The organism is Sphingomonas sp. 179-I 2A4 NHS, from assembly GCF_045369135.1.
In the GTDB taxonomy this organism is placed as follows: domain Bacteria; phylum Pseudomonadota; class Alphaproteobacteria; order Sphingomonadales; family Sphingomonadaceae; genus Sphingomonas.
Map to the genome: position 1 here is coordinate 239,476 of NZ_JBIQFL010000001.1, position 19,607 is coordinate 259,082.

Genomic DNA, 19,607 nt, shown 5'->3' on the forward strand with positions numbered 1-19,607 from the left:
CCGCGCCCCGTTACCGGGGGCGCGAGCCTGCCGTCGTGCTCATCGAATAGGGACGCGCGCCGGGCGCCGTGCCCCAAGCCTTGTTGGGCGTTGCCTGCATGGCGAAGCGAAGCTCGCCGCCGGCGGTGAGTTCGTCGTGGCGAAGATAGCTGCGTTCCAGCGGGCGACCGTTCAGCGTGACGCGGCCGACATAGCGGTTTGCGTCGGAGAGACCGTTGGCAACGATGGTGAAGCGCTTGCCGTTCGGCAGCGTCAGCGCGGCGCGATTTACGAAGGGTCGGCCGATGACATATTCGTTCGATCCCGGCGCGACGGGATAGAAGCCGAGCGCGGTGAAGACGAGCCAGGCGGACATCTGGCCGAGATCGTCATTCCCCGACAGCCCATCGGACGCTGCCTTGTACTGGGCGTCGACGATCTGCTTCAGCCGTTCCTGCGTGCGCCATGGCTGGCCGGCAAAAGCATAGAGATAGGCGACGTGGTGGCTTGGCTCGTTGCCGTGGATATATTGGCCGATGAGGCCGGCGATGTCCTCGGCATGGCTGTAATCGAGCTTCGAATTGTCGTGATCGAACATGGCGTCGAGCTTCGCCACCGCGGCGGCGTCTCCGCCCAGAAGGCGGAACATCGCGGCCTGATCCTGCGGCACGAACCAGGAATATTGCCAGGCATTCCCCTCGGTATAGTCACTGCCATAGTTGATCGCGGTGGGATCGAACGGGGTGCGGAAGCTGCCGTCCGTTTTGCGGGCGCGCAGGAAGCCGGTCCTGGCGTCAAAGCTGTTGCGCCAGTTGCCGGCGCGCTTCTCGAACGCCGCCGCGACATCGGCCTTGCCGAGCGCGCGGGCCATGCGGGCGATGGTCCAGTCGTCATAGGCGTATTCGACCGTCTTGGAGGCGGCCTCCGGCTCCTTGTCGATCGGCACGAAGCCAAGCCGCATATAGTGATCGAGCCCGCCATAGGGGCCGTAGCTGGCGCTCTTCACCATTGCATCGAGCGCGGCATCGGCATCGAAGCCGCGCAGGCCCTTCAGATACGCGTCGGCGATGACGGGAACGGCGTGATAGCCGATCATCGTCCACGTCTCGCGGCCGTGGAATTGCCAGACGGGGAGGATGCCGAACGGGCTCGCTTGCTGGCTGGCAAGGAGCGACTTCACGAAATCGCGGTTGCGCTGTTCCGGCTGGACGAGGAGCAGCAACGGGTGCTCGGCGCGGAACGTATCCCAGAGCGAGAAGGTGGAATGGAAGGTGAAGCCGTCCGTCCGGTGCACCTGATCGTCGGGGCCGCGATAGCGCCCGTCCGCATCGGAGAAGACGCTGGGGGCGATCATCGCGTGATAGAGCGCGGTGGAGACCATGCGCTTCATCGGCGCGGGGGCGTCGACCTCCAGGGTGGCGAGCGCCTGGGCCCAGGCGGTGCGGGCAGCGGCGGCGACGGCGTCGAAGCTGCCGGGCTCGCTGTCGAGATTGGCGATCGCGCCATCCTCGTCGACGCTGGAAATGGCGACCTTCAATTCCAGCGGGCGGGTGAGGCGGCCGAAATCGAGCGCGGCGACGAGCGCCTGGCCCTGTAGCTGCGCAAGGTCGGCGCGGCCGCGACCGGGGGCCTGGAAGCCCGTGTAGGCGATCTTCCCCTCGCGATTGTGGAAGGCGTGGCCGGCCAGCGGCGCGTTCGGGCGGATCGCGAAATAGAGCTTGCGCGCCGGGGCCCAGCCGCGCGTCTCGCGCATGCCGGTGATCGTGCCATTGGGGCGCAGGCGGACCGACGACCAGAGGATCTTGCCCGGATAATTGTACAGCGAGGAGCGCAGGTCGAGGACGACATGCGCGTCCTTGCCCGCGGGAAAGGTATAGCGGTGGACGCCGACGCGGGTGCCGGCGGTAAGCTCGGCGCGCACGCCGCTTTCGGCGAGGGTGACGGCGTAATAGCCCGGCCGCGCGACTTCGGCGTCGTGGCTGAAGCGGGAGCGATAGCCCGAGCCGGGCTTGCCCGGATCGCCCGGCTCGAGCGGCACGTTGGCGCCGGCCACGGGCATCAGCAGGAAATCGCCGAGATCGGAATGGCCGGCGCCGGAGAAATGGGTAAGCGAGAAGCCCTGGATCGTCGGATCATCGTAGCGATAGCCGGCGGCGTGGCCGTAGCATTCGCGGATCTGGCAGGTGGTGTCGGTGTCGGGGCTCACCTGCACCATGCCGAAGGGAGCGACGGCGCCGGGAAAGGTGTGACCCTCGCCGCCCGTCCCGATGAACGGATCGACGCTGTCATAGGTGGATTGCGCGAGGCCGGGGGCAGCGAGCGAGGCGCTGGCGAGGAGCAGCGCGAGAGCGGGGCGGAGCATCCGCGGGGTTAGAGCATGACGGCGGCGGTGCGGCCAAGCCCCCCGAAGGCAGGCGATGCAAAAGCGCGCGCGCTTCCTATCTCTGCCGGTTCATGACCCAGGATACCCCGCTCATCCTCGCGTTCGGCGACAGCCTGATCGCGGGCTATGGCCTTGCCGCGAGCGAAAGTTTCCCGGCGCAGCTGGAGGCGGCGCTTCGGCCACGGCATCCGGCGGCGCGGGTGATCAACGCCGGCGTCTCCGGCAACACGACCGCGGATGCGCTGCGCCGGCTGCCGCGGCTCTTGAGCGGGCTCGCCGCACGGCCGGATCTTGCCATCGTGCAGATCGGCGCGAACGACGTGCTGCGCAGCCTTCCGCCGGCGCAGACGCGCGCGAACCTCGATGCGATGCTGACCGAATTCGCGAGGTGCGGCATCCCGGTGCTGCTGGCGACGCTGGAGCCCCCGGCGATCCTGCATGCGCGGACCGGGCCGTATCTGGGGGTGCATGGCGAGGTGGCGGCGCGGCATGGCGCGGCGGTGAGCGGCTTCTTCCCGGCGGGCGTGCTGGGGCGGGCGGACATGGTGTTGTTCGACCGCGTCCACCCGAATGCGCGCGCGATCGCGGCGGTGGTCGCGCACCTGCTGCCGGCGGTGGAGCAGGCGCTGACGAAGGCGGGGATCGCGGCTGCCGCCTGATGTGGCTTCGATCGGCTGAGTCGCTTGTTCCGGCGCGTTTGATCGATTTAGCCGCTCTTACTGACGAATTTATGTTGCTTCCATCGCGGCGCGATCTGCCTAGTCTCGGGCAAGAACATCGCGACGAGAGGATATCAAGATGGACGCACCCACTAGTGGCTGCCCGGTTACCGGAAGCCCCCTCAGCGATCATTCCAAGGAACCGGCGGCGCTTCGCAAGTTGCTCGGCCGTACGAACCGGGATTGGTGGCCGAACCAGCTGTCGCTGGAAATTCTTCAACAGGACGGCCTGTCGGGAAATCCGATGGGCGACGACTTCGATTACGCCGCGGAGTTCAAGACGCTCGACCTGGAAGCGGTGAAGGCGGATCTTCGCGCGCTGATGACCGACAGCCAGCCGTGGTGGCCGGCCGATTACGGTCACTATGGCCCGTTCTTCATCCGCATGGCGTGGCACTCGGCCGGCACCTATCGCACCGGCGACGGGCGCGGCGGTTCGTCGTCGGGCGCGCAGCGGTTCGCCCCGCTCAACAGCTGGCCGGATAACGGCAACCTCGACAAGGCGCGGCGCCTGTTGTGGCCGATCAAGCAGAAGTACGGCCGCAAGCTGAGCTGGGCGGACCTTTTCATCCTGACCGGCAATGTCGCGATCGAATCGATGGGCGGCCCGGTGTTCGGCTTCGGCGGCGGGCGCGAGGACGTGTTCGAGCCGGAAAAGGACATCTACTGGGGCACCGAGGAGGAATGGCTCGGCCAGACGCGCATCGACGAGAAATCGGGGCTGGCGCTGGAGAACCCGCTCGCGGCGATCCAGATGGGCCTTATCTACGTCAATCCGGAAGGGCCGGGCGGCGAGCCTGATCCCAAGGGGTCGGCGCGCGACATCCGCGAGACGTTCCACCGCATGGGCATGAACGACGAGGAAGTCGTTGCCCTCACCGCCGGCGGCCACACTTTCGGCAAGGCGCATGGCGCGGGCGACGCATCGCTCGTCGGGGCGGAGCCGGAAGGCGCTGACATCGCCCAGATGGGGCTTGGCTGGGCCTCCACCCACGAAAGCGGCATGGGCGATCACACGATCACCAGCGGCATCGAGGGCGCGTGGACGCCGACGCCGACGAAATGGGACATGACCTATTTCGAGATGCTGCTCGACCACGAATATGAGCTGGTGAAGAGCCCGGCCGGTGCGTGGCAGTGGCAGCCGATCGGCAACCCGCCGGAGACGCTGGCGCCCAAGGCGCATACGCCCGGCGTCAAGGTGCCGACGATGATGACCACCGCCGACATGGCGATGAAGGTCGACCCGAAGTATCGCGAGATCTCCGAGCGGTTCCGCAACAACCCGGATCAGTTCGCCGACGCCTTCGCCCGTGCGTGGTTCAAGCTGTGCCACCGCGACATGGGGCCCAAGATCCGCTACCTCGGCCCGGACGTGCCGGCAGAGGATCTGATCTGGCAGGATCCGATCCCCAAGGCCGATTACGCGATGATCGATGCGGCGGACGTGAACGCGCTCAAGCAGAAGATCGCTGCTTCGGGCCTGTCGACGAGCGAACTGGTGAAGACGGCCTGGGCCTCTGCCTCGACCTATCGCCAGTCGGACCATCGCGGCGGCGCCAATGGCGCGCGCATCCGGCTGGAGCCGCAGCGCAGCTGGGACGTGAACGAGCCGGAGAAGCTGGCCCGTGTGCTCGACGTCTATGAGCGCATCAAGGCGGACTTCGATGGCAGCGCGAGCGGCGGCAAGAAGGTGTCGATCGCCGACCTGATCGTGCTGGGCGGCAGCCTGGGCGTGGAGCAGGCGGCGAAGGCGGCCGGCCACGACATCGAGGTGCCGTTCACACCCGGGCGCACCGATGCCACGGAAGAGCAGACCGATGCGGCGAGCTTCGAGGTGCTGGAACCCAAGGCCGACGGCTTCCGCAATTACCTGCAGGTGCGGTTCAACGTGCCGACCGAGGAGCTGCTGGTCGACCGGGCGCAGCTGCTGGGGCTGAGCGGGCCGGAGATGACCGTGCTGGTGGGCGGCATGCGCGTGATCGGCGCCAATCATGGCGATACCGACCATGGCGTGCTGACCGACAAGCCGGGGCAACTGACGAACGACTATTTCGTCAACCTGCTCGACATGAGCACGGCGTGGAAGCAGGTGGATGAGGAGAGCGACGAGCTCTACGTCGGCACCGACCGCGCCACAGACGAGCCGCGGTGGCGGGCATCGCGCACCGACCTGGTGTTCGGCGCCAATTCGCAGCTGCGCGCGCTGGCCGAAGTCTATGCCTGCGACGACGCCAAGGAGAAGTTCGTGAAGGACTTCGTGGCGGCATGGACCAAGGTGATGGAAGCCGATCGCTTCGACCTGAAGTACAAGTGATCGCAGCCTAGGCGGCGACAGGGGCCGCGGCATCCACGGGTGCCGCGGCCCTTTGTTTTTGCGGCTGCGGCGACCGTTACGCCAGCGGAACCGTGACCCGCGCCGCGCCGTTCAAGCGGGCGATGGCAGATGAACCCCATAGCGTCGGCGATATCCTGGACCGACTGAACGACCTGGCGGACGAAAAGGACGAGGTGTCGCTGGGGCAGACGATCGAGGCGTTCGGCAACCGCAGCTACGCCCCGTTCCTAGTGATCCTGCCGCTGATGGAGATTTCGCCGATCGGATCGATCCCCGGCCTGCCGACGCTGCTGGCGCTGGTGATCATGCTGACGGCTGCGCAACTGCTGTTCGGGCGCAAGCACATGTGGCTGCCCGGCTTCCTCGCCAACCGATCGCTGAAATCAGACAAGGTGAAGAAGGCGGTGAAGAAGGTCCGCCCGATCGGCGAGCGGATGGACAAATGGTTTCACGGCCGCCTGCCGGCGCTGACCAAGGGGCCGGCGGTGCGGATGGCGGCGGCGGCGATCATCGTGATGACGCTGGCGGTGCCACCGCTGGAACTGCTGCCGATGGCGACGACCGCGCCGATGGCGGCAATCGCGGCGTTCGGCATGGCACTGCTGGTGCGCGACGGGCTGCTGATGATCATCGCTTATGCAGCGGCCGGCGCGGCGCTCGCCGCCGCAATCGGCCTGTGGAGTGCGCGCGGCTAGGGGCCAGTTAGACGCCGCGTCATTGACCGGGCAGCGCGATCGGATCGCGCCGCACCGGCGATGACGGAAGCTTATTTGGCGGGAACGGGCTTCGGCTTGGTGCCCGGCAGGGTGACGGGCTCGAGCGTCGGCGCGGGTGCGGCGGGCGCTGCCTGGTAGGGCGGCGGATTATCGGCCGCGATATAGGCGTGGAGAATCCGCGTCGGGTTCGCCGGCGGCTCGCCCTTCTCGATCGCGTCGACATATTGCATGCCCTGCAGCACGCGACCGAAGACGGTGTATTTCCCGTCGAGGCTGAGGCGCGGCATCAGCACGATGTAGAACTGGCTGTTGCCGCTGTTCTCATCCTCCGCGCGTGCCATGGCGACCGCGCCGCGCACGTGCGGCAGATAGTTGAACTCCGCCTTCACGTCGGGAAGCTCGGAGCCGCCGCTGCCGTCGCCCTTAGGATCGCCGCCCTGCGCCATGAAGCCATCGATGACGCGGTGGAACGTCAGCCCGTCATAGAAGTGTCGGCGCGTCAGGTTCTTGATGCGGCGCACGGTTTCCGGTGCCACGTCCGGCCGCAGCCAGATCGAGACGCGGCCACCACTCGACAGGTCGAGCAGCCAGGTGTTCTCCAGATCGTTGGTCGGCGGCGGCGTGTACCGCTGCTTGGCCGTCGTCGCCGGATCCTGCGCCTTGTCCTTGTCTTTGGCCATAGCCGGGCCGGCGAGCAGTGCCGCGCCGAGCATCGCGATCATTCCCACAAAACGCATCGTCATCCCAACCAGATCGTGTCGCCGCGCCGTAGACCAGATCGCAGCTTGCGCCAATCTGAACTACGCCGGCGAAAGGTGAGGGCGGGTCGAAGCGGGAATCAGCCGCCGCGTCGACCGGTTGCCGCGACCCGCGCGACGACTTCGTCACGCACCGCCGGCGTCACGAACTTGGAGATATCGCCGCCGAACAGCGCGATTTCCTTCACCAGCCGGCTGGCGATCGGCTGAAGCGCCACGTCGGCCATCAGGAAGACCGTCTCGATCCGGTCATTGAGCTGCTGGTTCATGCCGGCCATCTGATATTCGTATTCGAAATCCGCGACGGCGCGCAGGCCGCGCACGATGATGCTGGCCTTCTCGCGCTCGGCGAAATCCATCAGGAGCAGATCGAAGCTGACGACGCGGATATCGGCGTCGAGCGCCGCGCATTCGCGCTCCACCTGCGCCATGCGTTCCTCGAGGCTGAACATCGGGCTTTTCGAGGGGTTCGTCGTCACCCCGATGACCAGACGGTCGACCAGCTTCGCCCCGCGCCGGATGATGTCCATATGCCCGCGGGTGATCGGATCGAAGGTGCCGGGGTAAACGCCGATGCGGGTGGTCATGTCGTCAATGATCCCTGGATAGGACAAAACGGGCAATGTCGCGGAGGAGATCGGCCTCCGGGCCATAGTGGCGCAGGTGCGTGATCGCCTGGTCGACGAGCATGCGGCACCGGGCCCGCGCGGGCTCGACGCCGAGCAGCGACACGAACGTTTCCTTGCCGGCGCCCTCGTCCTTGCGCAGTTTCTTGCCGGCGACCGCCTCGTCGCCCTCGACGTCGAGGAGATCGTCGACGATCTGGAAGGCAAGGCCGATGTCGCGCGCATAGCCGCGCAGGTGGACGCGGCCCTCAGGGGGAAGGCGGCCGAGGATCGCGCCGGCCTCCACCGCCGCGGCGATCAGCGCGCCGGTCTTCATCGCCTGCAGCCGGGTGACGGTGGCGAGATCGAAGTTCGCGCCTTCCGCCTCCAGATCCATCATCTGGCCGCCTGCCATGCCGGCGGGGCCGGCCGCGCGGGCGAGATCGAGCACCAGTTCGGCGCGGACGAATGGATCGGGGTGAGTCGCGGGATCGGCCAGCACCTCGAAGGCGAGGGCGTGAAGGCAATCGCCGGCGAGGATCGCGGTCGCCTCGTTATACGCCTTGTGCACCGTCGGCCGACCGCGGCGCATATCGTCATTGTCCATCGCCGGCAGATCGTCGTGGATCAGCGAATAGACATGGATCGCCTCCAGCGCCACGGCGACGCGGGCGGCGCACTGACGATCGCAGTTGAAGAGCTGTGCCGTGGCGAAGACCAGCAGCGGGCGGAGCCGCTTGCCACCGTCGATCGCGGCGTGGCGCATCGCGCGATAGAGATCCGCGCGGGGATCGTCCGGCACGGCGAGCAACGCGTCGAAGCGCGCGTCGATCTCACGCGCGGTTTCGGCCAGCGCCGCTTCAAGCGCGGGGGAGGGGCTCATCCGGCGGTGAAGGGCGTGGTGGTGGCGCGGCCTTCCGCGTCGAGGCGGATCGCCTCGATCCGGGCCTGGGCAGCATCAAGCCGCTCGGCGCAGCGGGCACGAAGGGCGTTGCCGCGTTCGTAGAGGTCGATCGCGTCCTGTAGCGGGGTTTCGCCCGATTCCAGGCGGCCGACGATCGCCTCGAGCTCCTTCAGCGCGGCTTCGAACGTCAGGTTCTCGACGGGCGTGTCCATCCCCGCGCTATGGCCAGCGGCCGGGGAATAATCAAGGTTATGGCGCGGCGCGGGCGCGGCGCCGCCTCAGCGGGTGAGCTGGCTGCCCGTCCAGGTGACGAGGATCGAGGCGCTGGCGAGGCCGAGATCGACCGCGGCCTGGAAGCGTGCCGGCGAGGCATCGCCCGAGCGATGCGTGAGGATCGCGACGTTGGCGCTGGGCGGATGCGATGCGACCGCGGCCAGCGAAAGGACGCCGACGGCGAGGGCGATCTGGCGACGCTTGGTCATGCCCGGACTGTAACCGATCACGGGCGGCGCGGCAATCAGGCGGCCAGCGCGACGGCGCCGGTGGTGCGCGCCCGGTCGCGGCCCGCGTCCTTGGCCGCATAGAGCGCCTGATCGGCGGCGCGATAGAGCTGCTTCCAGTCGGTTTCCTCGGTCAGCCAGCCGGATGCAACACCGAGCGACGCGGTGACGCGAATGTCGAACGGCATGCGTTCGGCACGGATCGCCTCCAGCACCTCTTCCACCGCAACGGGTGCGCAGGCGGGGGCGAGCAGCGCGAATTCCTCGCCGCCGAGACGCGCGACGAGCGCGTCGCGCGGGGCGGCGGTGCGGCGCAGCACGCGCGCGACGAGGCGGAGCACCTCGTCCCCGCCATCATGGCCCAGCGTGTCGTTGACTGCCTTGAAGTGATCGATGTCGACGATGATCAACTGCTGTTCGCCGCTGCGCCCAATCGCATCGCGCAGGAACGCGCGGCGGTTGAGAAGGCCGGTTAGCGGATCGCGATCGGCCAGCTCGCGCGCCTCGCTTTCCCGCACCCGTGCCTCGTCCCGCTCACGGGCAAGCATGCGGGTGCGGTAGGCGATGGCGAGGCTGGACAGCAGCGCCTCGCTGGCCATTGCGGCGAGCGTCGAATTGTCGAGCAGGAAGCTCCACGGCACGAGGTGGAAGTTGCCGGCGGTGCGCACGGCGGCGAGCAGGATCGGCAGCGCCCAGGCGCAGGCGAACAGCCACAGGTAATTGCTCCGCCGACGCCATGCCTGCCAGAGCACCGGGATGCTGACGAGCGTGAGGAGGAGGAAGCTGGCCGCGTAGATGCGGTCGAGCAGCACCATGTCCCAATCCGCGGCGATGGCGAGCACGATCGCGCTGCCAAGGACAAGGGCCGCGACGAGGTTCGTCAGGTGGGTGAGCCATCCGCGGAACACGCGCGATTCGAAGAAGGTGCGCGCGAACGCGATCGCCCAGGCGGCAGAGGCGGCGAGCGCAAAGTAATTGACGCGCAACCGCACGTTGTTGGGCAGATCCGGCCATACCCAGGCGAGCGCGCCGGAGGAGGAGAAGGCGTAGGTGCCGAGCGACAGCAGCATCGCGCAATAAACGATCTGGAAGCGGTGGCGCTGCGCTGCCCAAAGCGCGAGATTGTAGACGAACAGCGCAAGGCACAGGCCGGCGAAGCTGCCGTAGAGCGCCGCCAAGGTGATGTTCGACGTCACGCTTTCTTCGGGCGAGGCGAGCCGCGTGCCGAGGAGGACGCCGCGCATGTTGGCCGCGCCGTCGATTCGCCAGAGCAGGCGGGTAACGGGCACGTCGCGGCGCGCGAGCGGGATCTCGACGATCGCGCCGAGCTGGATGTGATGCGCCAGCCCTGCGCCGTCGAAGCTCTGCTTCCTGACGACGCCGTCGGCATAGATCGTCCAGAGGGTCGCATGGCGCTGCCACAGGCTGGCGTGGCGCACCGACACCGGGCCGGCTGCGGCAAGCGGGGCGGAGCGAGCCCAGAAATCGCCCGGGCCGTAATCAGACTGGGTGACGGTGCAATCGAATCGCTCGTTCGCGCGCAGCATCGCTGCCGGCGTGTCACCCGCCCGGACCGGCGCGATGCAGACGGAAAACGGGCTGCCGACGGCGCCAATGGCGGCCGCGGCGGGCGACGCCAGCACCCATGGGCCGATGACGCACGCCATCAGCCAGACCACACATCGTTTTACCCACCCCGACATGGCTCGGGATTAAGGGCGCAAGACGAATAATGCGTAAACGAGCGGCGGCATTTCGCCGCGCGGGCGGGCCGGAACGGGGTGCACCCGGACCGGCCCGGCACCGGTCAGTTGGTCGGCGTGGCAGACGGCGCCTGCGGCTGCGCCGGCTGCATGCCGGCAGGCGCACCGGCGCCGCGATAGCGATCGAACCAGGCGAGGATCGCGCTCGCCTTGGCGGCCGATTGCGACGGGCGGCTGGTGAAGCCGCCGTGGCTGGCGCCGGGCACCTTCACCAGTGCAGTCGGCACGCCGGCGATCTGGAGCGCGGCATAATATTGCTCGCTCTCGCTGACGGGCGTGCGGTAATCCTCGCTACCGACGACGACGAGGGTCGGCGTCTTGACGTTCCCGACGAGGCTCAAGGGCGAGCGGTTCCAGTAGCTCATGGGATCTTCCCACGGCAGCTTGGTGAACCAGTAGCGCGACGTGAACAGCGTGTTGTCCATCGTCAGCGCCTCGCTGATCCAGTTGATCACCGGCTTCTGCGTGGCCGCCGCCTTGAACCGGTTGGTCTTCCCGACGATCCAGGAGGTGAGCACGCCGCCGCCCGAGCCGCCGGTGACGAACAGGTTGTTGGGATCGGCCACGCCTTCGGCGATCGTCGCATCCACCGCGGCCATGAGATCGTCATAGTCCTGGCTGGGGTAGTTCTTGTCGATCAGGTTCGCGAATTCGGCGCCGTAGGAGGTGGAGCCGCGCGGGTTGGTCCACAGCACCGCGTAGCCGCCCGAGGCATAGAGCTGGACGTCGGTCGCGAAGCTGGGGCCATAGGCGGAATGCGGCCCACCGTGGATCTCCAGGATCAGCGGCACGCGGGTACCCGGCTGCCAGCCCGGCGGGGTGGCGAGCCAGGCGTCGATCGGGCGGCCGTCCGGCGCCGTCACCGGGACCTTGCGCACCGGTGCCAGCGTCTTGGAGGCGGTGAGCACGGCGTTGAGGTTCGTCAGGCGGCGCGCCTTGCCGCCGCTCCACACCCATACGTCCGCGGGTGCCGAGGCGTCACCGCCGGTGTACGCCACGGTGCCGCCGCGCGAGACGGAGAAGTCGCCGCCCGTATAGGGGCGGTCGAGCCCGCCGCCGGCGAGATTATCCGCAAGCACCGTCGAACGCCCGTCGAGCCCGATGCGGGCGAGCTTGCGCTGCCCCTTGTCGTCATAGCTGGCGTAGAGCGAGCGGCCGTCGCCGGCCCATTGCGCGTCCTCGATCGAGCGATCGAGCGACGCGGTCAGCGAGCGTGGCGCCGCAGCGTTCGCATCGCCGACGTAAAGCTCCGCATTGGTATAGGCGCGGCGCTTGTCGTCGAAGCCGATCCAGGCGATCCGGCTGCCGTCATCAGAATAGCGCGGTGCGGCATCCGGGCCGTCGCGGCTGGTGAGCGTGCGCAGCGTGCCGCTGTTCGCATCGACCGCGATCACCTCGGAATTCATCACCTGGCGCTCGGCATCGGGGCCGCGGATGGCGGAGAACAGGATGGTGCGGCCATCGGCACTCCACGAAAGCGGGCCGCCATCGTCGAACTTGCCGAAGGTGAGCTGCTGCGCCGCGCCGCCTTCTGCCGCGACGACAAAGAGATGGTCATAGCCGGGCTTGCGATAGCCGGGTCCGTCGTTGCGATAGGTGATGCGGTCGATCACCTCGAGCGGCTCGGCCCATTTCGCACCCTCCGGCTTCGCGGGCGCCTTGCCGAGCGTGGTCGGCTGGCCGGCAACGGTGGCGATATAGGCGATGCGCTTGCCGTCAGGCGACCAGGCGAGGCTGTTCGGGTCACCCGGCAGGCTGGTGACGCGGGTGCTGGCGCCGGTCGCGACCCAGCGCACGAACAGCTGCGCACGATCGCCGTCCGCGGCGACATAGGCGATGCGCGTGCCGTCCGGCGACCAGCGCGGGCTTGAGCCGCTGGTAGCGAAGGGCGATTGCTTGCCGCTGGCGACGTCGATCAGCCACAGCGAGGACTGCATCCGATCGCTCATGATGTCGCCGGTGCGGCGGACGTAGACGATGGTGCGCCCATCGGGGCTGATCTGCGGATCGGCCGCGATCGAGAGGCCGAAGAGATCAGCGCCGGTGAAGGTGCGGGTCGGGCCATCGACCGGGGCAGCATTGGTCTGCTGCTGGGCCGCGGCGGGCGCGGCGGCGATGGCGGTGCAGGCGAGAAGCAAGGGAAGGATGCGCATCAACGTCTCCGGTGAGGATGCGGCGTTGAAGCGCGATCGGGCGTGGCGCGCAAGCGGTGGATTGCGGCGCTCAGGCGCGGGTGGCGGTAATCAGGTAATTGAGCGCGAGCGAGTCCGAGAGGGTGAAGCCGGCGGTTGGCGAGAAGCTGAGCCCGCGCGTGTCGCGCACGGTGAGGCCGGCCTTGTCGAGCAGCTCGGTCAGTTCCTCTGGCGTCAGGAACTTGTCCCAATCATGCGTGCCCTTCGGGATCCGGCCGGTCCCTTCGGCAAGCGTGATCATCGCGACGCGCGACAGCGGGGTGCGATTGGGGGTGGAGAGGATCAGCAGGCCGCCCTCCGCCAGCGCGCCGGCGAGGCCAGCGACGAAGGAAGCAGGATCGGCGACATGCTCGATCACCTCGAGGCAGGTGACAAGGTCGAACGTCTCGCCCGCCACTGCCTCCACGCCGCCGGCGCGATAATCGATGACGAGGCCGCTGGTGTGGGCGTGATCGCGCGCCACCGCGATATTCTCGGGCGCGGCGTCAATCGCGGTGACGGCGGCGCCGAGGCGCTTCAGCGGCTCCGCGAGGAGCCCGGCGCCGCAGCCGACATCGAGCGCGGTCTTGCCGGCGAGCGGGGTGAAGCTTGCCGGATCGAGATCGAAATGCCCGTCCGCCTGTTCGCGGATGTAGCGCAGCCGCACCGGGTTCAGGCGGTGGAGCATCGCCGAGGAACCGCGCGGATCCCACCAGTCCTTCGCCATCGCGCCGAAGTGCGCCGCCTCGGTCGCGACGATGCTCGCGTGATCGGGGCTGGCTACGCCGGAGCTGGCCGGAGCGGTATCGGTTGTTACGGTTGCGTCCACCATGGGCCGCTCCTATCAGGCGCGCCTGTTTTCCCCAAGCTCCGAGAGTATTCGCGTGGCCCGCATCGTCATGAAATTCGGCGGCACCTCGATGGCGGGGATCGAGCGGATTCGCTCGGTCGCCGCGCGGGTGAAACGCGAGGCGGCGGCCGGCAACGAAGTGGCCGTGGTCGTTTCCGCCATGGCGGGCGAGACCGACCGGCTGGTCAATTTCTGCCGCGAGGCGAGCGCGCTGTACGATCCCAAGGAATATGACGTCGTCGTTTCCGCCGGCGAGCAGATCACCAGCGGGCTGCTGGCGATCGCGCTGCAGGCGATCGGCGTGCCGGCGCGTTCCTGGCTGGGCTGGCAGTTGCCGGTCAACACGTCCGGCGCGTTCGCAAAGGCGCGGATCGAAACGATCGATGCCGAGGCACTGCTCGCCAGCATGGGTGCGGGCGAAGTGGCGGTGATCCCCGGCTTCCAGGGCGTGCATGACGGGCGCGTGACGACGCTGGGCCGTGGCGGCTCCGACACGTCGGCGGTGGCGGTGGCGGCAGCGATCAAGGCCGATCGCTGCGACATCTACACCGACGTTGATGGCGTCTATACCACCGATCCGCGCATCGTGCCGCGCGCGCGCAAGCTCGCCAAGGTGACGTATGAGGAGATGCTGGAGCTCGCCAGCGTGGGCGCCAAGGTGCTGCAGACGCGGTCGGTGGGCCTGGCGATGAAGGAAAACGTCCGCGTCCAGGTGCTCTCGTCGTTCACCGGCGACGATGCGCCGATGGCGGATACACTGCCCGGTACGATGATCGTGGGCGAAGAGGAGGTTGAAGACGTGGAACGCCAGCTGATCACCGGCATCGCGCACGACAAGAACGAAGCGAAGATCACGCTGACCGCAGTGCCCGACAAGCCGGGTTCGGTGTCGGCGATCTTCGAGCCGCTGGCCGCGGCGAACATCAACGTCGACATGATCATCCAGAATATCGCGCACGATCACGGAGCGCGGGGCTCGGGCTCGACGGACGTGACCTTCACCGTGCCGGCGGCGGATCTGGCACGATCGATCGAGACGCTGAACCAGGCGCGTGTGGCGATCGGCTTCGAGGAGCTGGTGCACGACACGCGCGTGGCGAAGATCAGCGTCGTGGGCGTCGGCATGCGCAGCCATGCGGGCGTGGCGAGCACGATGTTCTCGACGCTGGGCGCGCGCGGGATCAACATCCTTGCGATCTCGACCAGCGAGATCAAGGTCAGCGTGCTGATCAACGAGGACGAGACCGAGCTGGCGGTGCGCGTGCTGCACACCGCCTACGGCCTCGACGCCGACGAGGCGGCCTGAGCCGCTAGGTCAGCATGATCGCCGCCGCGATGATCAGCGCGGCGACGATTAGGGCGGCCGCGAGGATGCGGCTGTCGAACGGCTGCGCCGGGGCAGGCGTTGGCGGGGCCTCCGCGCGGCGGACGAGCGCGCGGATCAGACGCGGGAGATCGTCTCCCAGCCGATCGACCTCCAGTGCGACGGCGGCGGCGCGGCGTGACCAGCGCTCCGGCGATAGCCGCTCCATCACCAGCCGGCCGCTTGCCCGGCGCATCGCGGCGGCGAGATCGAAGTCGGGCTCGATCGCGCCGAGCACGCCGTCCAATGTGATCAGCGCCTTGAACAAAAGCAGCAGATCGGGCGGGAAGGCGAGCTTCTCCTCGCGCAGCGTGCCGAACAGGTCGGCGACGAGATCGGCCAGCACCAGACGGCGGCCGTGGCGGACCACCAGCCCCTCCGCGATCGGCATGAAGCGCGGGACCTGATGTTCCAGTTCGGCCCAGCGGGCGAGCGTTTCGGCGAGGAGCGCGGGATCGTCGGTGACCAGTGCCTGGACGAAGGCGATGAATTCCTCACGCCGGCGCGGGCTGACGTGGCCGATGAGGCCGAAATCGATCATGCCGATGCGGTTGCCGGGCAAGCACAGGAGGTTGCCGGGGTGCGGATCGCCGTGGAAGCGGCCGTTGATGAGCGCCATCTGAAGCACGATGTCCGCGCCCGAGGCGGCGATCACGGCGGGGTCGATCCCGGCATCTCGCAGCACCTGGGCGTTGCGCGGCGGCACGCCGGGGATGTGGTCCATCACGATCAGCGCTTCGGACGTATAATCCCAGTGGATGCGCGGGATCAGCACGCGGGAGTCGCGCGCGAAATCGTCGCGCAGCAGATCGGCGTTGCGGCCCTCGTTGGCGAAATCGAGTTCGCCCAGGATCGCGCTGCCGAGCTGGCGGATGAGCTTGGTCGCGCCGAAGCGGCGGGCCTCCGCATTGGAGCGTTCCATGACGCGCGCGACTTCGCCGAGCAGGCGCAAGTCCGCCTCCATCCGCGGGCGGATGCCGGGGCGGCGGATCTTGACCACCACGGCCGTGCCATCGGGCAGCGTTGCGCGGTGGACCTGCGCCATCGAGGCGGCGGCGAGCGGTTCGGCATCGAACTGGGCGAAGACGGTCTCGGGCGGCTCGCCGAGCGCGGCCTCCACCGCCGGGCGCAGGTCCTCGAAGGGCAGGCGCGGGGCCGAGCTTTGCAGCTGTTCGAACGCGGCGATCCATTCGGGCGGCAGGATATCCGCGCGCGTCGCCATGATCTGGCCGAGCTTCACCCAGGTGGGGCCGAGCGCCTCCAGCGCGCGGCGGGTGCGATCGGGAAGGTCGAACGGCTCGGGCTCGTCCTGCGCGCTGCCGAGGCCGAGGCGGGCGAGCAGCACGTCGAGGCCGAAGCGCGACATGACGGCGGCGACTTCGCCCAGCCGGGCGCGATCGCGGGCGGCGACTTTCAGCGTTCCCAGCATCGCCGTCACTCGCCGATCAGGTGAAGCGCGACCTGCCGACGGTGCGACGCACGGCGATGCTCGAAGAGGTAGATGCCCTGCCATGTGCCGAGCACAGGGCGGCCATTCGCGACTGGGATCGAGAGGCTGGTGGCGGTGAGCGCCGAGCGCAGGTGCGCGGGCATGTCGTCCGGCCCTTCATCGTCATGCTCGTAATCACGCGATTCGGGGGCGATGCGGGCGAGATAGCGTTCTATGTCGCGTCGCGCGGCGGGGGCGGCATTTTCCTGGATCAGCAGCGAGGCGGAGGTGTGGCGGATGAAGAGGGTGAGGAGGCCCTGTTCGATGCCGGTCGAGGCGACCCAGCCGGTGACATCGCGGGTGAATTCGTGAAGGCCCTGTCCGGGCGAGGTAACAATCAATTCGGTGGCGTATTGCCGCATGTTTGTCTCCGCCGCGCGACCGGTGTAGCGGCGCGGTGATGAACGATACCACGATCGACCGTTCGGGTTCCGCCCGTCTCGCCCGCCGCATGGAGCGCGGCGCCGCATTCCTCGGCAGCGAAGTGGCCATCATGGCCGGCGCGATGAGCTGGGTTAGCGAACGCAATTTGGTCGCCGCCATGTCCAACGCCGGCGGGTTTGGCGTGATTGCGTGCGGGGCGATGACGGTCGAGTTGCTCGACAAGGAAATCGCCGCGACCAAGGCGCTGACCGACAAGCCGTTCGGCGTGAACCTGATCACCATGCACCCCGATCTGATGGCGCTGATCGAGGTGTGCGCGAAGCATCAGGTTGGCCATGTCGTGCTGGCGGGCGGGCTGCCGCCCAAGGGCTCGCTGGAAGCGATCAAGGCATCAGGCGCCAAGGTCATCTGCTTTGCGCCGACGCTGGCGCTGGCGAAGAAGCTGATCCGCTCGGGCGTCGACGCGCTGGTGATCGAAGGGTCCGAGGCAGGGGGGCATATTGGCCCCGTTTCGACCAGCGTGCTGGCGCAGGAGATCCTGCCGGCGATCGCCAGTGACGTGCCGGTGTTCATCGCTGGCGGCATCGGCCGCGGCGAGGCGATTGCGGGCTATCTCGACATGGGCGCGGCAGGCGTCCAGCTCGGTACGCGCTTCGTCTGCGCGACCGAATCGATCGCGCATCCCAAGTTCAAGCAGGCGTTCATCCGTGCCTCGGCCCGCGACGCGGTGGCCAGCGTTCAGATCGACCCGCGCCTGCCGGTGATCCCGGTGCGCGCGTTGAAGAATGCCGGGGGCGAATTGTTCACGGCGAAGCAGCGCGAAGTGGCGCAGGCGCTGGACGAAGGGTCGGTCGCGATGGCCGAGGCGCAGCTGCAGATCGAACATTATTGGGCCGGCGCGCTGCGCCGCGCGGTGATCGACGGCGATGTCGAGCATGGCAGCGTGATGGCTGGCCAGTCGGTGGGCATGGTCACCAAGGAAGAGCCGTTGGCCGACATCATCGCGTCGCTGATGGCGGAAGCCGCGCAGGCGCTGGAGCAGCGCGCGGCATAGGTTCCGCGGGCGGCACAAATATCCTCGTTGCCGGTGGGCGATCGGCCGCATAGCATCGCGGCATGGAAAGCCTTGTTGCGTTATTCTCCGATCCGACCGCCTGGGCGGCGCTGATCGCGCTGGTGATCATGGAAGTCGTGCTTGGCATCGACAACCTGATCTTCATCTCGATCCTGTCGAACAAGCTGCCCGAGGAGCAGCGCGGCAAGGCCCGCAAGCTCGGCATCGGGCTGGCGCTGGTCATGCGCCTTATCCTGCTGTCGATGATCGCCTGGCTCGTCGGCCTGACGGCGGTGGTGTTCGACCTCGGCATCAAGGGGCCGCTCAACGATTATGGCCAGCCGGCGTTCGAGACGGCGTTCTCCTGGCGGGACCTGATCCTGATCGCGGGCGGCCTGTTCCTGATCTGGAAGGCGACCAAGGAGATCCACCATAACGTCGATCCGCGGGTGAGCGACGACCTGCTCGACAAGAAGCAGGTGGCGGCGATCACCTTCGGCGGGGCGATTGTGCAGATCATCCTGCTCGACATGGTGTTCTCGATCGATTCGATCCTGACGGCGGTGGGCATGACCGACAATCTGGCGGTGATGGTGATCGCGGTGCTGGTCGCGGTCGGCACGATGGTGCTGGCGGCGGATCCGCTGGCGAACTTCATCGCGCGCAACCCGTCCGTCGTGATGCTGGCGCTGGGCTTCCTGTTGATGATCGGCGCGGTGCTGATCGCGGACGGCTTCGGCGTGCATGTGCCCAAGGGCTATATCTATGCCGCGATGGGCTTCTCGGTCCTGGTCGAGGCGCTGAACCTGATGTCGCGGCGCGCCGATCAGCGTAAGGCCGCGGCGCAGGCCGCTAAGGAGTGACGCCGGTCAGGCGGATGCTGCCGTCCGCCTGAACCGCCACTGCAAGCCCGCGATAATCGCGGACCACGGGATGCGACGTGGAAGGTGGATCGTCGTGCGCCGCGCGGAGGACGATGATCGCTGTCGCCTCGGCGGCTTCGGCAGCGGCAATCCCGGCCGGCGCATCCTCCCATATCAGGCAGTCTTCGATCGCGACGCCGAGCGCGCTGGCGGCTGCGAGGAAGCAATCGGGTGCCGGCTTGCCGTTCGCGATATCCTCGGCACTGATCATGACCGGCGGAAGCGGCAGCCCAGCGGCCTCCATGCGGCGCAAGGCGAGCGCACTTGGGGCGGACGTGACCACCGCCCAGCGTGCATCGGCGAGTTGATCGAGAAGGTGCCGGGCGCCGGCGATCTCCACTACGCCTTCCACGTCCTCGATCTCCGCGGCGGTGATGAGCGCGGCCTCGTGATCCGGATCCATGCCCGGCTTCGCGAAGCGCCGCACCGTCTCGGCCGCCTGCACGCCATGCATCACTGCGCGGACTTCCGCGGGATCGATGCCGTGCCGCTCCGCCCATGTCGTCCACACGCGATTGGCCACGGCGATGCTGTTGAGGATGGTGCCATCCATGTCGAACAACAGGGCGGCGTAGCTGCGGTTCGGAAGCTTCTGGTGACTCAAGATCGTGTTCCTCAGGATGTGGCCGTTGCAGCCGGGAAGCAGAACTCTCCTTGGTGCAAGGGGATGCGGACACATCGTTACCACTGGAGCCGATCCGAACCGGA

General features: G+C 67.9%; 18 protein-coding genes. 6 read left to right on the forward strand and 12 right to left on the reverse strand.

The annotated features are described in order from the left end of the window. Positions 1-10: 10 nt before the first annotated feature. Positions 11-2,341, reverse strand: coding sequence for a GH92 family glycosyl hydrolase (locus ACH0CP_RS01085; protein WP_406875405.1), 2,331 nt, complete (start codon positions 2,339-2,341; stop codon positions 11-13). Between the two features lie 92 nt (positions 2,342-2,433). On the opposite strand from ACH0CP_RS01085, the gene ACH0CP_RS01090 reads away from it, so the two are divergent. The 3 genes from ACH0CP_RS01090 (at position 2,434) to ACH0CP_RS01100 (ending at position 6,114) form a co-directional block, all read left to right on the forward strand. After that, positions 2,434-3,021, forward strand: a complete 588-nt coding sequence (locus ACH0CP_RS01090) for a GDSL-type esterase/lipase family protein (protein ID WP_294443377.1) — start codon at positions 2,434-2,436, stop codon at positions 3,019-3,021. Positions 3,022-3,160: 139 nt separating this feature from the next. Then, positions 3,161-5,398, forward strand: a complete 2,238-nt coding sequence (gene katG, locus ACH0CP_RS01095) for a catalase/peroxidase HPI (protein WP_294443376.1) — start codon at positions 3,161-3,163, stop codon at positions 5,396-5,398. Between the two features lie 122 nt (positions 5,399-5,520). Next, positions 5,521-6,114: an exopolysaccharide biosynthesis protein gene (locus tag ACH0CP_RS01100; protein ID WP_294443375.1), complete on the forward strand. Its 594-nt coding sequence runs from the start codon at positions 5,521-5,523 to the stop codon at positions 6,112-6,114. A 71-nt stretch (positions 6,115-6,185) separates the two neighbouring features. Here ACH0CP_RS01100 and ACH0CP_RS01105 read toward each other — a convergent pair whose 3' ends face one another. The 8 genes from ACH0CP_RS01105 to ubiG all read right to left on the reverse strand — a co-directional run bounded on the left by ACH0CP_RS01105 (position 6,186) and on the right by ubiG (position 13,668). Beyond that, entirely contained in the window at positions 6,186-6,872 is a 687-nt protein-coding gene (locus ACH0CP_RS01105) for a peptidylprolyl isomerase (protein ID WP_294443404.1), read from the reverse strand. A gap of 101 nt (positions 6,873-6,973) precedes the next feature. Further along, positions 6,974-7,480, reverse strand: a complete 507-nt coding sequence (coaD, locus tag ACH0CP_RS01110; protein WP_294443374.1) for a pantetheine-phosphate adenylyltransferase — start codon at positions 7,478-7,480, stop codon at positions 6,974-6,976. Positions 7,481-7,484: 4 nt separating this feature from the next. Continuing rightward, positions 7,485-8,381 carry a polyprenyl synthetase family protein gene (locus tag ACH0CP_RS01115; protein ID WP_294443373.1) on the reverse strand — a complete coding sequence of 299 codons (897 nt, stop codon included), beginning with the start codon at positions 8,379-8,381 and terminating at the stop codon, positions 7,485-7,487. Continuing rightward, complete coding sequence (locus ACH0CP_RS01120; protein ID WP_294443372.1) at positions 8,378-8,614, reverse strand: exodeoxyribonuclease VII small subunit; 237 nt, start codon at positions 8,612-8,614, stop codon at positions 8,378-8,380. Before ACH0CP_RS01120 ends, ACH0CP_RS01115 begins: the two co-directional genes overlap by 4 nt. 66 nt (positions 8,615-8,680) lie before the next feature. After that, on the reverse strand, positions 8,681-8,884 hold the full coding sequence (locus ACH0CP_RS01125; protein ID WP_294443371.1) for a hypothetical protein: 204 nt from the start codon (positions 8,882-8,884) through the stop codon (positions 8,681-8,683). 35 nt (positions 8,885-8,919) lie between these two features. Then, positions 8,920-10,569 (reverse strand): diguanylate cyclase, encoded by a 1,650-nt coding sequence (locus ACH0CP_RS01130; protein WP_294443370.1) that lies wholly within the window; start codon positions 10,567-10,569, stop codon positions 8,920-8,922. A 140-nt stretch (positions 10,570-10,709) separates the two neighbouring features. Continuing rightward, positions 10,710-12,818 carry a S9 family peptidase gene (locus ACH0CP_RS01135; protein WP_294443369.1) on the reverse strand — a complete coding sequence of 703 codons (2,109 nt, stop codon included), beginning with the start codon at positions 12,816-12,818 and terminating at the stop codon, positions 10,710-10,712. 70 nt (positions 12,819-12,888) lie between these two features. Next, positions 12,889-13,668, reverse strand: a complete 780-nt coding sequence (gene ubiG, locus ACH0CP_RS01140) for a bifunctional 2-polyprenyl-6-hydroxyphenol methylase/3-demethylubiquinol 3-O-methyltransferase UbiG (RefSeq protein ID WP_294443368.1) — start codon at positions 13,666-13,668, stop codon at positions 12,889-12,891. Between the two features lie 52 nt (positions 13,669-13,720). Between ubiG and ACH0CP_RS01145 the strand changes: the two genes are divergently transcribed. Beyond that, positions 13,721-14,992 carry an aspartate kinase gene (locus tag ACH0CP_RS01145; RefSeq protein ID WP_294444951.1) on the forward strand — a complete coding sequence of 424 codons (1,272 nt, stop codon included), beginning with the start codon at positions 13,721-13,723 and terminating at the stop codon, positions 14,990-14,992. Between the two features lie 4 nt (positions 14,993-14,996). On the opposite strand, the gene ACH0CP_RS01150 is transcribed toward ACH0CP_RS01145, so the two are convergent. Both ACH0CP_RS01150 and ACH0CP_RS01155 read right to left on the reverse strand, forming a co-directional pair. Beyond that, positions 14,997-16,478 (reverse strand): AarF/ABC1/UbiB kinase family protein, encoded by a 1,482-nt coding sequence (locus ACH0CP_RS01150; protein WP_294444950.1) that lies wholly within the window; start codon positions 16,476-16,478, stop codon positions 14,997-14,999. 5 nt (positions 16,479-16,483) lie between these two features. After that, positions 16,484-16,900 (reverse strand): secondary thiamine-phosphate synthase enzyme YjbQ, encoded by a 417-nt coding sequence (locus ACH0CP_RS01155; RefSeq protein WP_294444949.1) that lies wholly within the window; start codon positions 16,898-16,900, stop codon positions 16,484-16,486. An 89-nt stretch (positions 16,901-16,989) separates the two neighbouring features. On the opposite strand from ACH0CP_RS01155, the gene ACH0CP_RS01160 reads away from it, so the two are divergent. Continuing rightward, positions 16,990-17,976 (forward strand): nitronate monooxygenase family protein, encoded by a 987-nt coding sequence (locus ACH0CP_RS01160; RefSeq protein WP_294444952.1) that lies wholly within the window; start codon positions 16,990-16,992, stop codon positions 17,974-17,976. Positions 17,977-18,038: 62 nt separating this feature from the next. Next, positions 18,039-18,839: a TerC family protein gene (locus ACH0CP_RS01165; protein ID WP_294444948.1), complete on the forward strand. Its 801-nt coding sequence runs from the start codon at positions 18,039-18,041 to the stop codon at positions 18,837-18,839. Here the strand turns inward: ACH0CP_RS01165 and ACH0CP_RS01170 are convergent. Beyond that, positions 18,829-19,503 carry an HAD-IA family hydrolase gene (locus tag ACH0CP_RS01170; protein WP_294444947.1) on the reverse strand — a complete coding sequence of 225 codons (675 nt, stop codon included), beginning with the start codon at positions 19,501-19,503 and terminating at the stop codon, positions 18,829-18,831. The genes ACH0CP_RS01165 and ACH0CP_RS01170 overlap by 11 nt on opposite strands. Between the last annotated feature and the right edge of the window lie 104 nt (positions 19,504-19,607).

What these genes read in the sequence shown, in the direction of transcription:
- ACH0CP_RS01085 (WP_406875405.1), bottom strand. Translation starts at nt 2,341, where the DNA reads ATGCTCCGCCCCGCTCTCGCGCTGCTCCTCGCCAGCGCCTCGCTCGCT.
- ACH0CP_RS01090 (WP_294443377.1), top strand. Translation starts at nt 2,434, where the DNA reads ATGACCCAGGATACCCCGCTCATCCTCGCGTTCGGCGACAGCCTGATC.
- katG (WP_294443376.1), top strand. Translation starts at nt 3,161, where the DNA reads ATGGACGCACCCACTAGTGGCTGCCCGGTTACCGGAAGCCCCCTCAGC.
- ACH0CP_RS01100 (WP_294443375.1), top strand. Translation starts at nt 5,521, where the DNA reads ATGGCAGATGAACCCCATAGCGTCGGCGATATCCTGGACCGACTGAAC.
- ACH0CP_RS01105 (WP_294443404.1), bottom strand. Translation starts at nt 6,872, where the DNA reads ATGCGTTTTGTGGGAATGATCGCGATGCTCGGCGCGGCACTGCTCGCC.
- coaD (WP_294443374.1), bottom strand. Translation starts at nt 7,480, where the DNA reads ATGACCACCCGCATCGGCGTTTACCCCGGCACCTTCGATCCGATCACC.
- ACH0CP_RS01115 (WP_294443373.1), bottom strand. Translation starts at nt 8,381, where the DNA reads ATGAGCCCCTCCCCCGCGCTTGAAGCGGCGCTGGCCGAAACCGCGCGT.
- ACH0CP_RS01120 (WP_294443372.1), bottom strand. Translation starts at nt 8,614, where the DNA reads ATGGACACGCCCGTCGAGAACCTGACGTTCGAAGCCGCGCTGAAGGAG.
- ACH0CP_RS01125 (WP_294443371.1), bottom strand. Translation starts at nt 8,884, where the DNA reads ATGACCAAGCGTCGCCAGATCGCCCTCGCCGTCGGCGTCCTTTCGCTG.
- ACH0CP_RS01130 (WP_294443370.1), bottom strand. Translation starts at nt 10,569, where the DNA reads ATGGCGTGCGTCATCGGCCCATGGGTGCTGGCGTCGCCCGCCGCGGCC.
- ACH0CP_RS01135 (WP_294443369.1), bottom strand. Translation starts at nt 12,818, where the DNA reads ATGCGCATCCTTCCCTTGCTTCTCGCCTGCACCGCCATCGCCGCCGCG.
- ubiG (WP_294443368.1), bottom strand. Translation starts at nt 13,668, where the DNA reads ATGGTGGACGCAACCGTAACAACCGATACCGCTCCGGCCAGCTCCGGC.
- ACH0CP_RS01150 (WP_294444950.1), bottom strand. Translation starts at nt 16,478, where the DNA reads ATGCTGGGAACGCTGAAAGTCGCCGCCCGCGATCGCGCCCGGCTGGGC.
- ACH0CP_RS01155 (WP_294444949.1), bottom strand. Translation starts at nt 16,900, where the DNA reads ATGCGGCAATACGCCACCGAATTGATTGTTACCTCGCCCGGACAGGGC.
- ACH0CP_RS01160 (WP_294444952.1), top strand. Translation starts at nt 16,990, where the DNA reads ATGGAGCGCGGCGCCGCATTCCTCGGCAGCGAAGTGGCCATCATGGCC.
- ACH0CP_RS01165 (WP_294444948.1), top strand. Translation starts at nt 18,039, where the DNA reads ATGGAAAGCCTTGTTGCGTTATTCTCCGATCCGACCGCCTGGGCGGCG.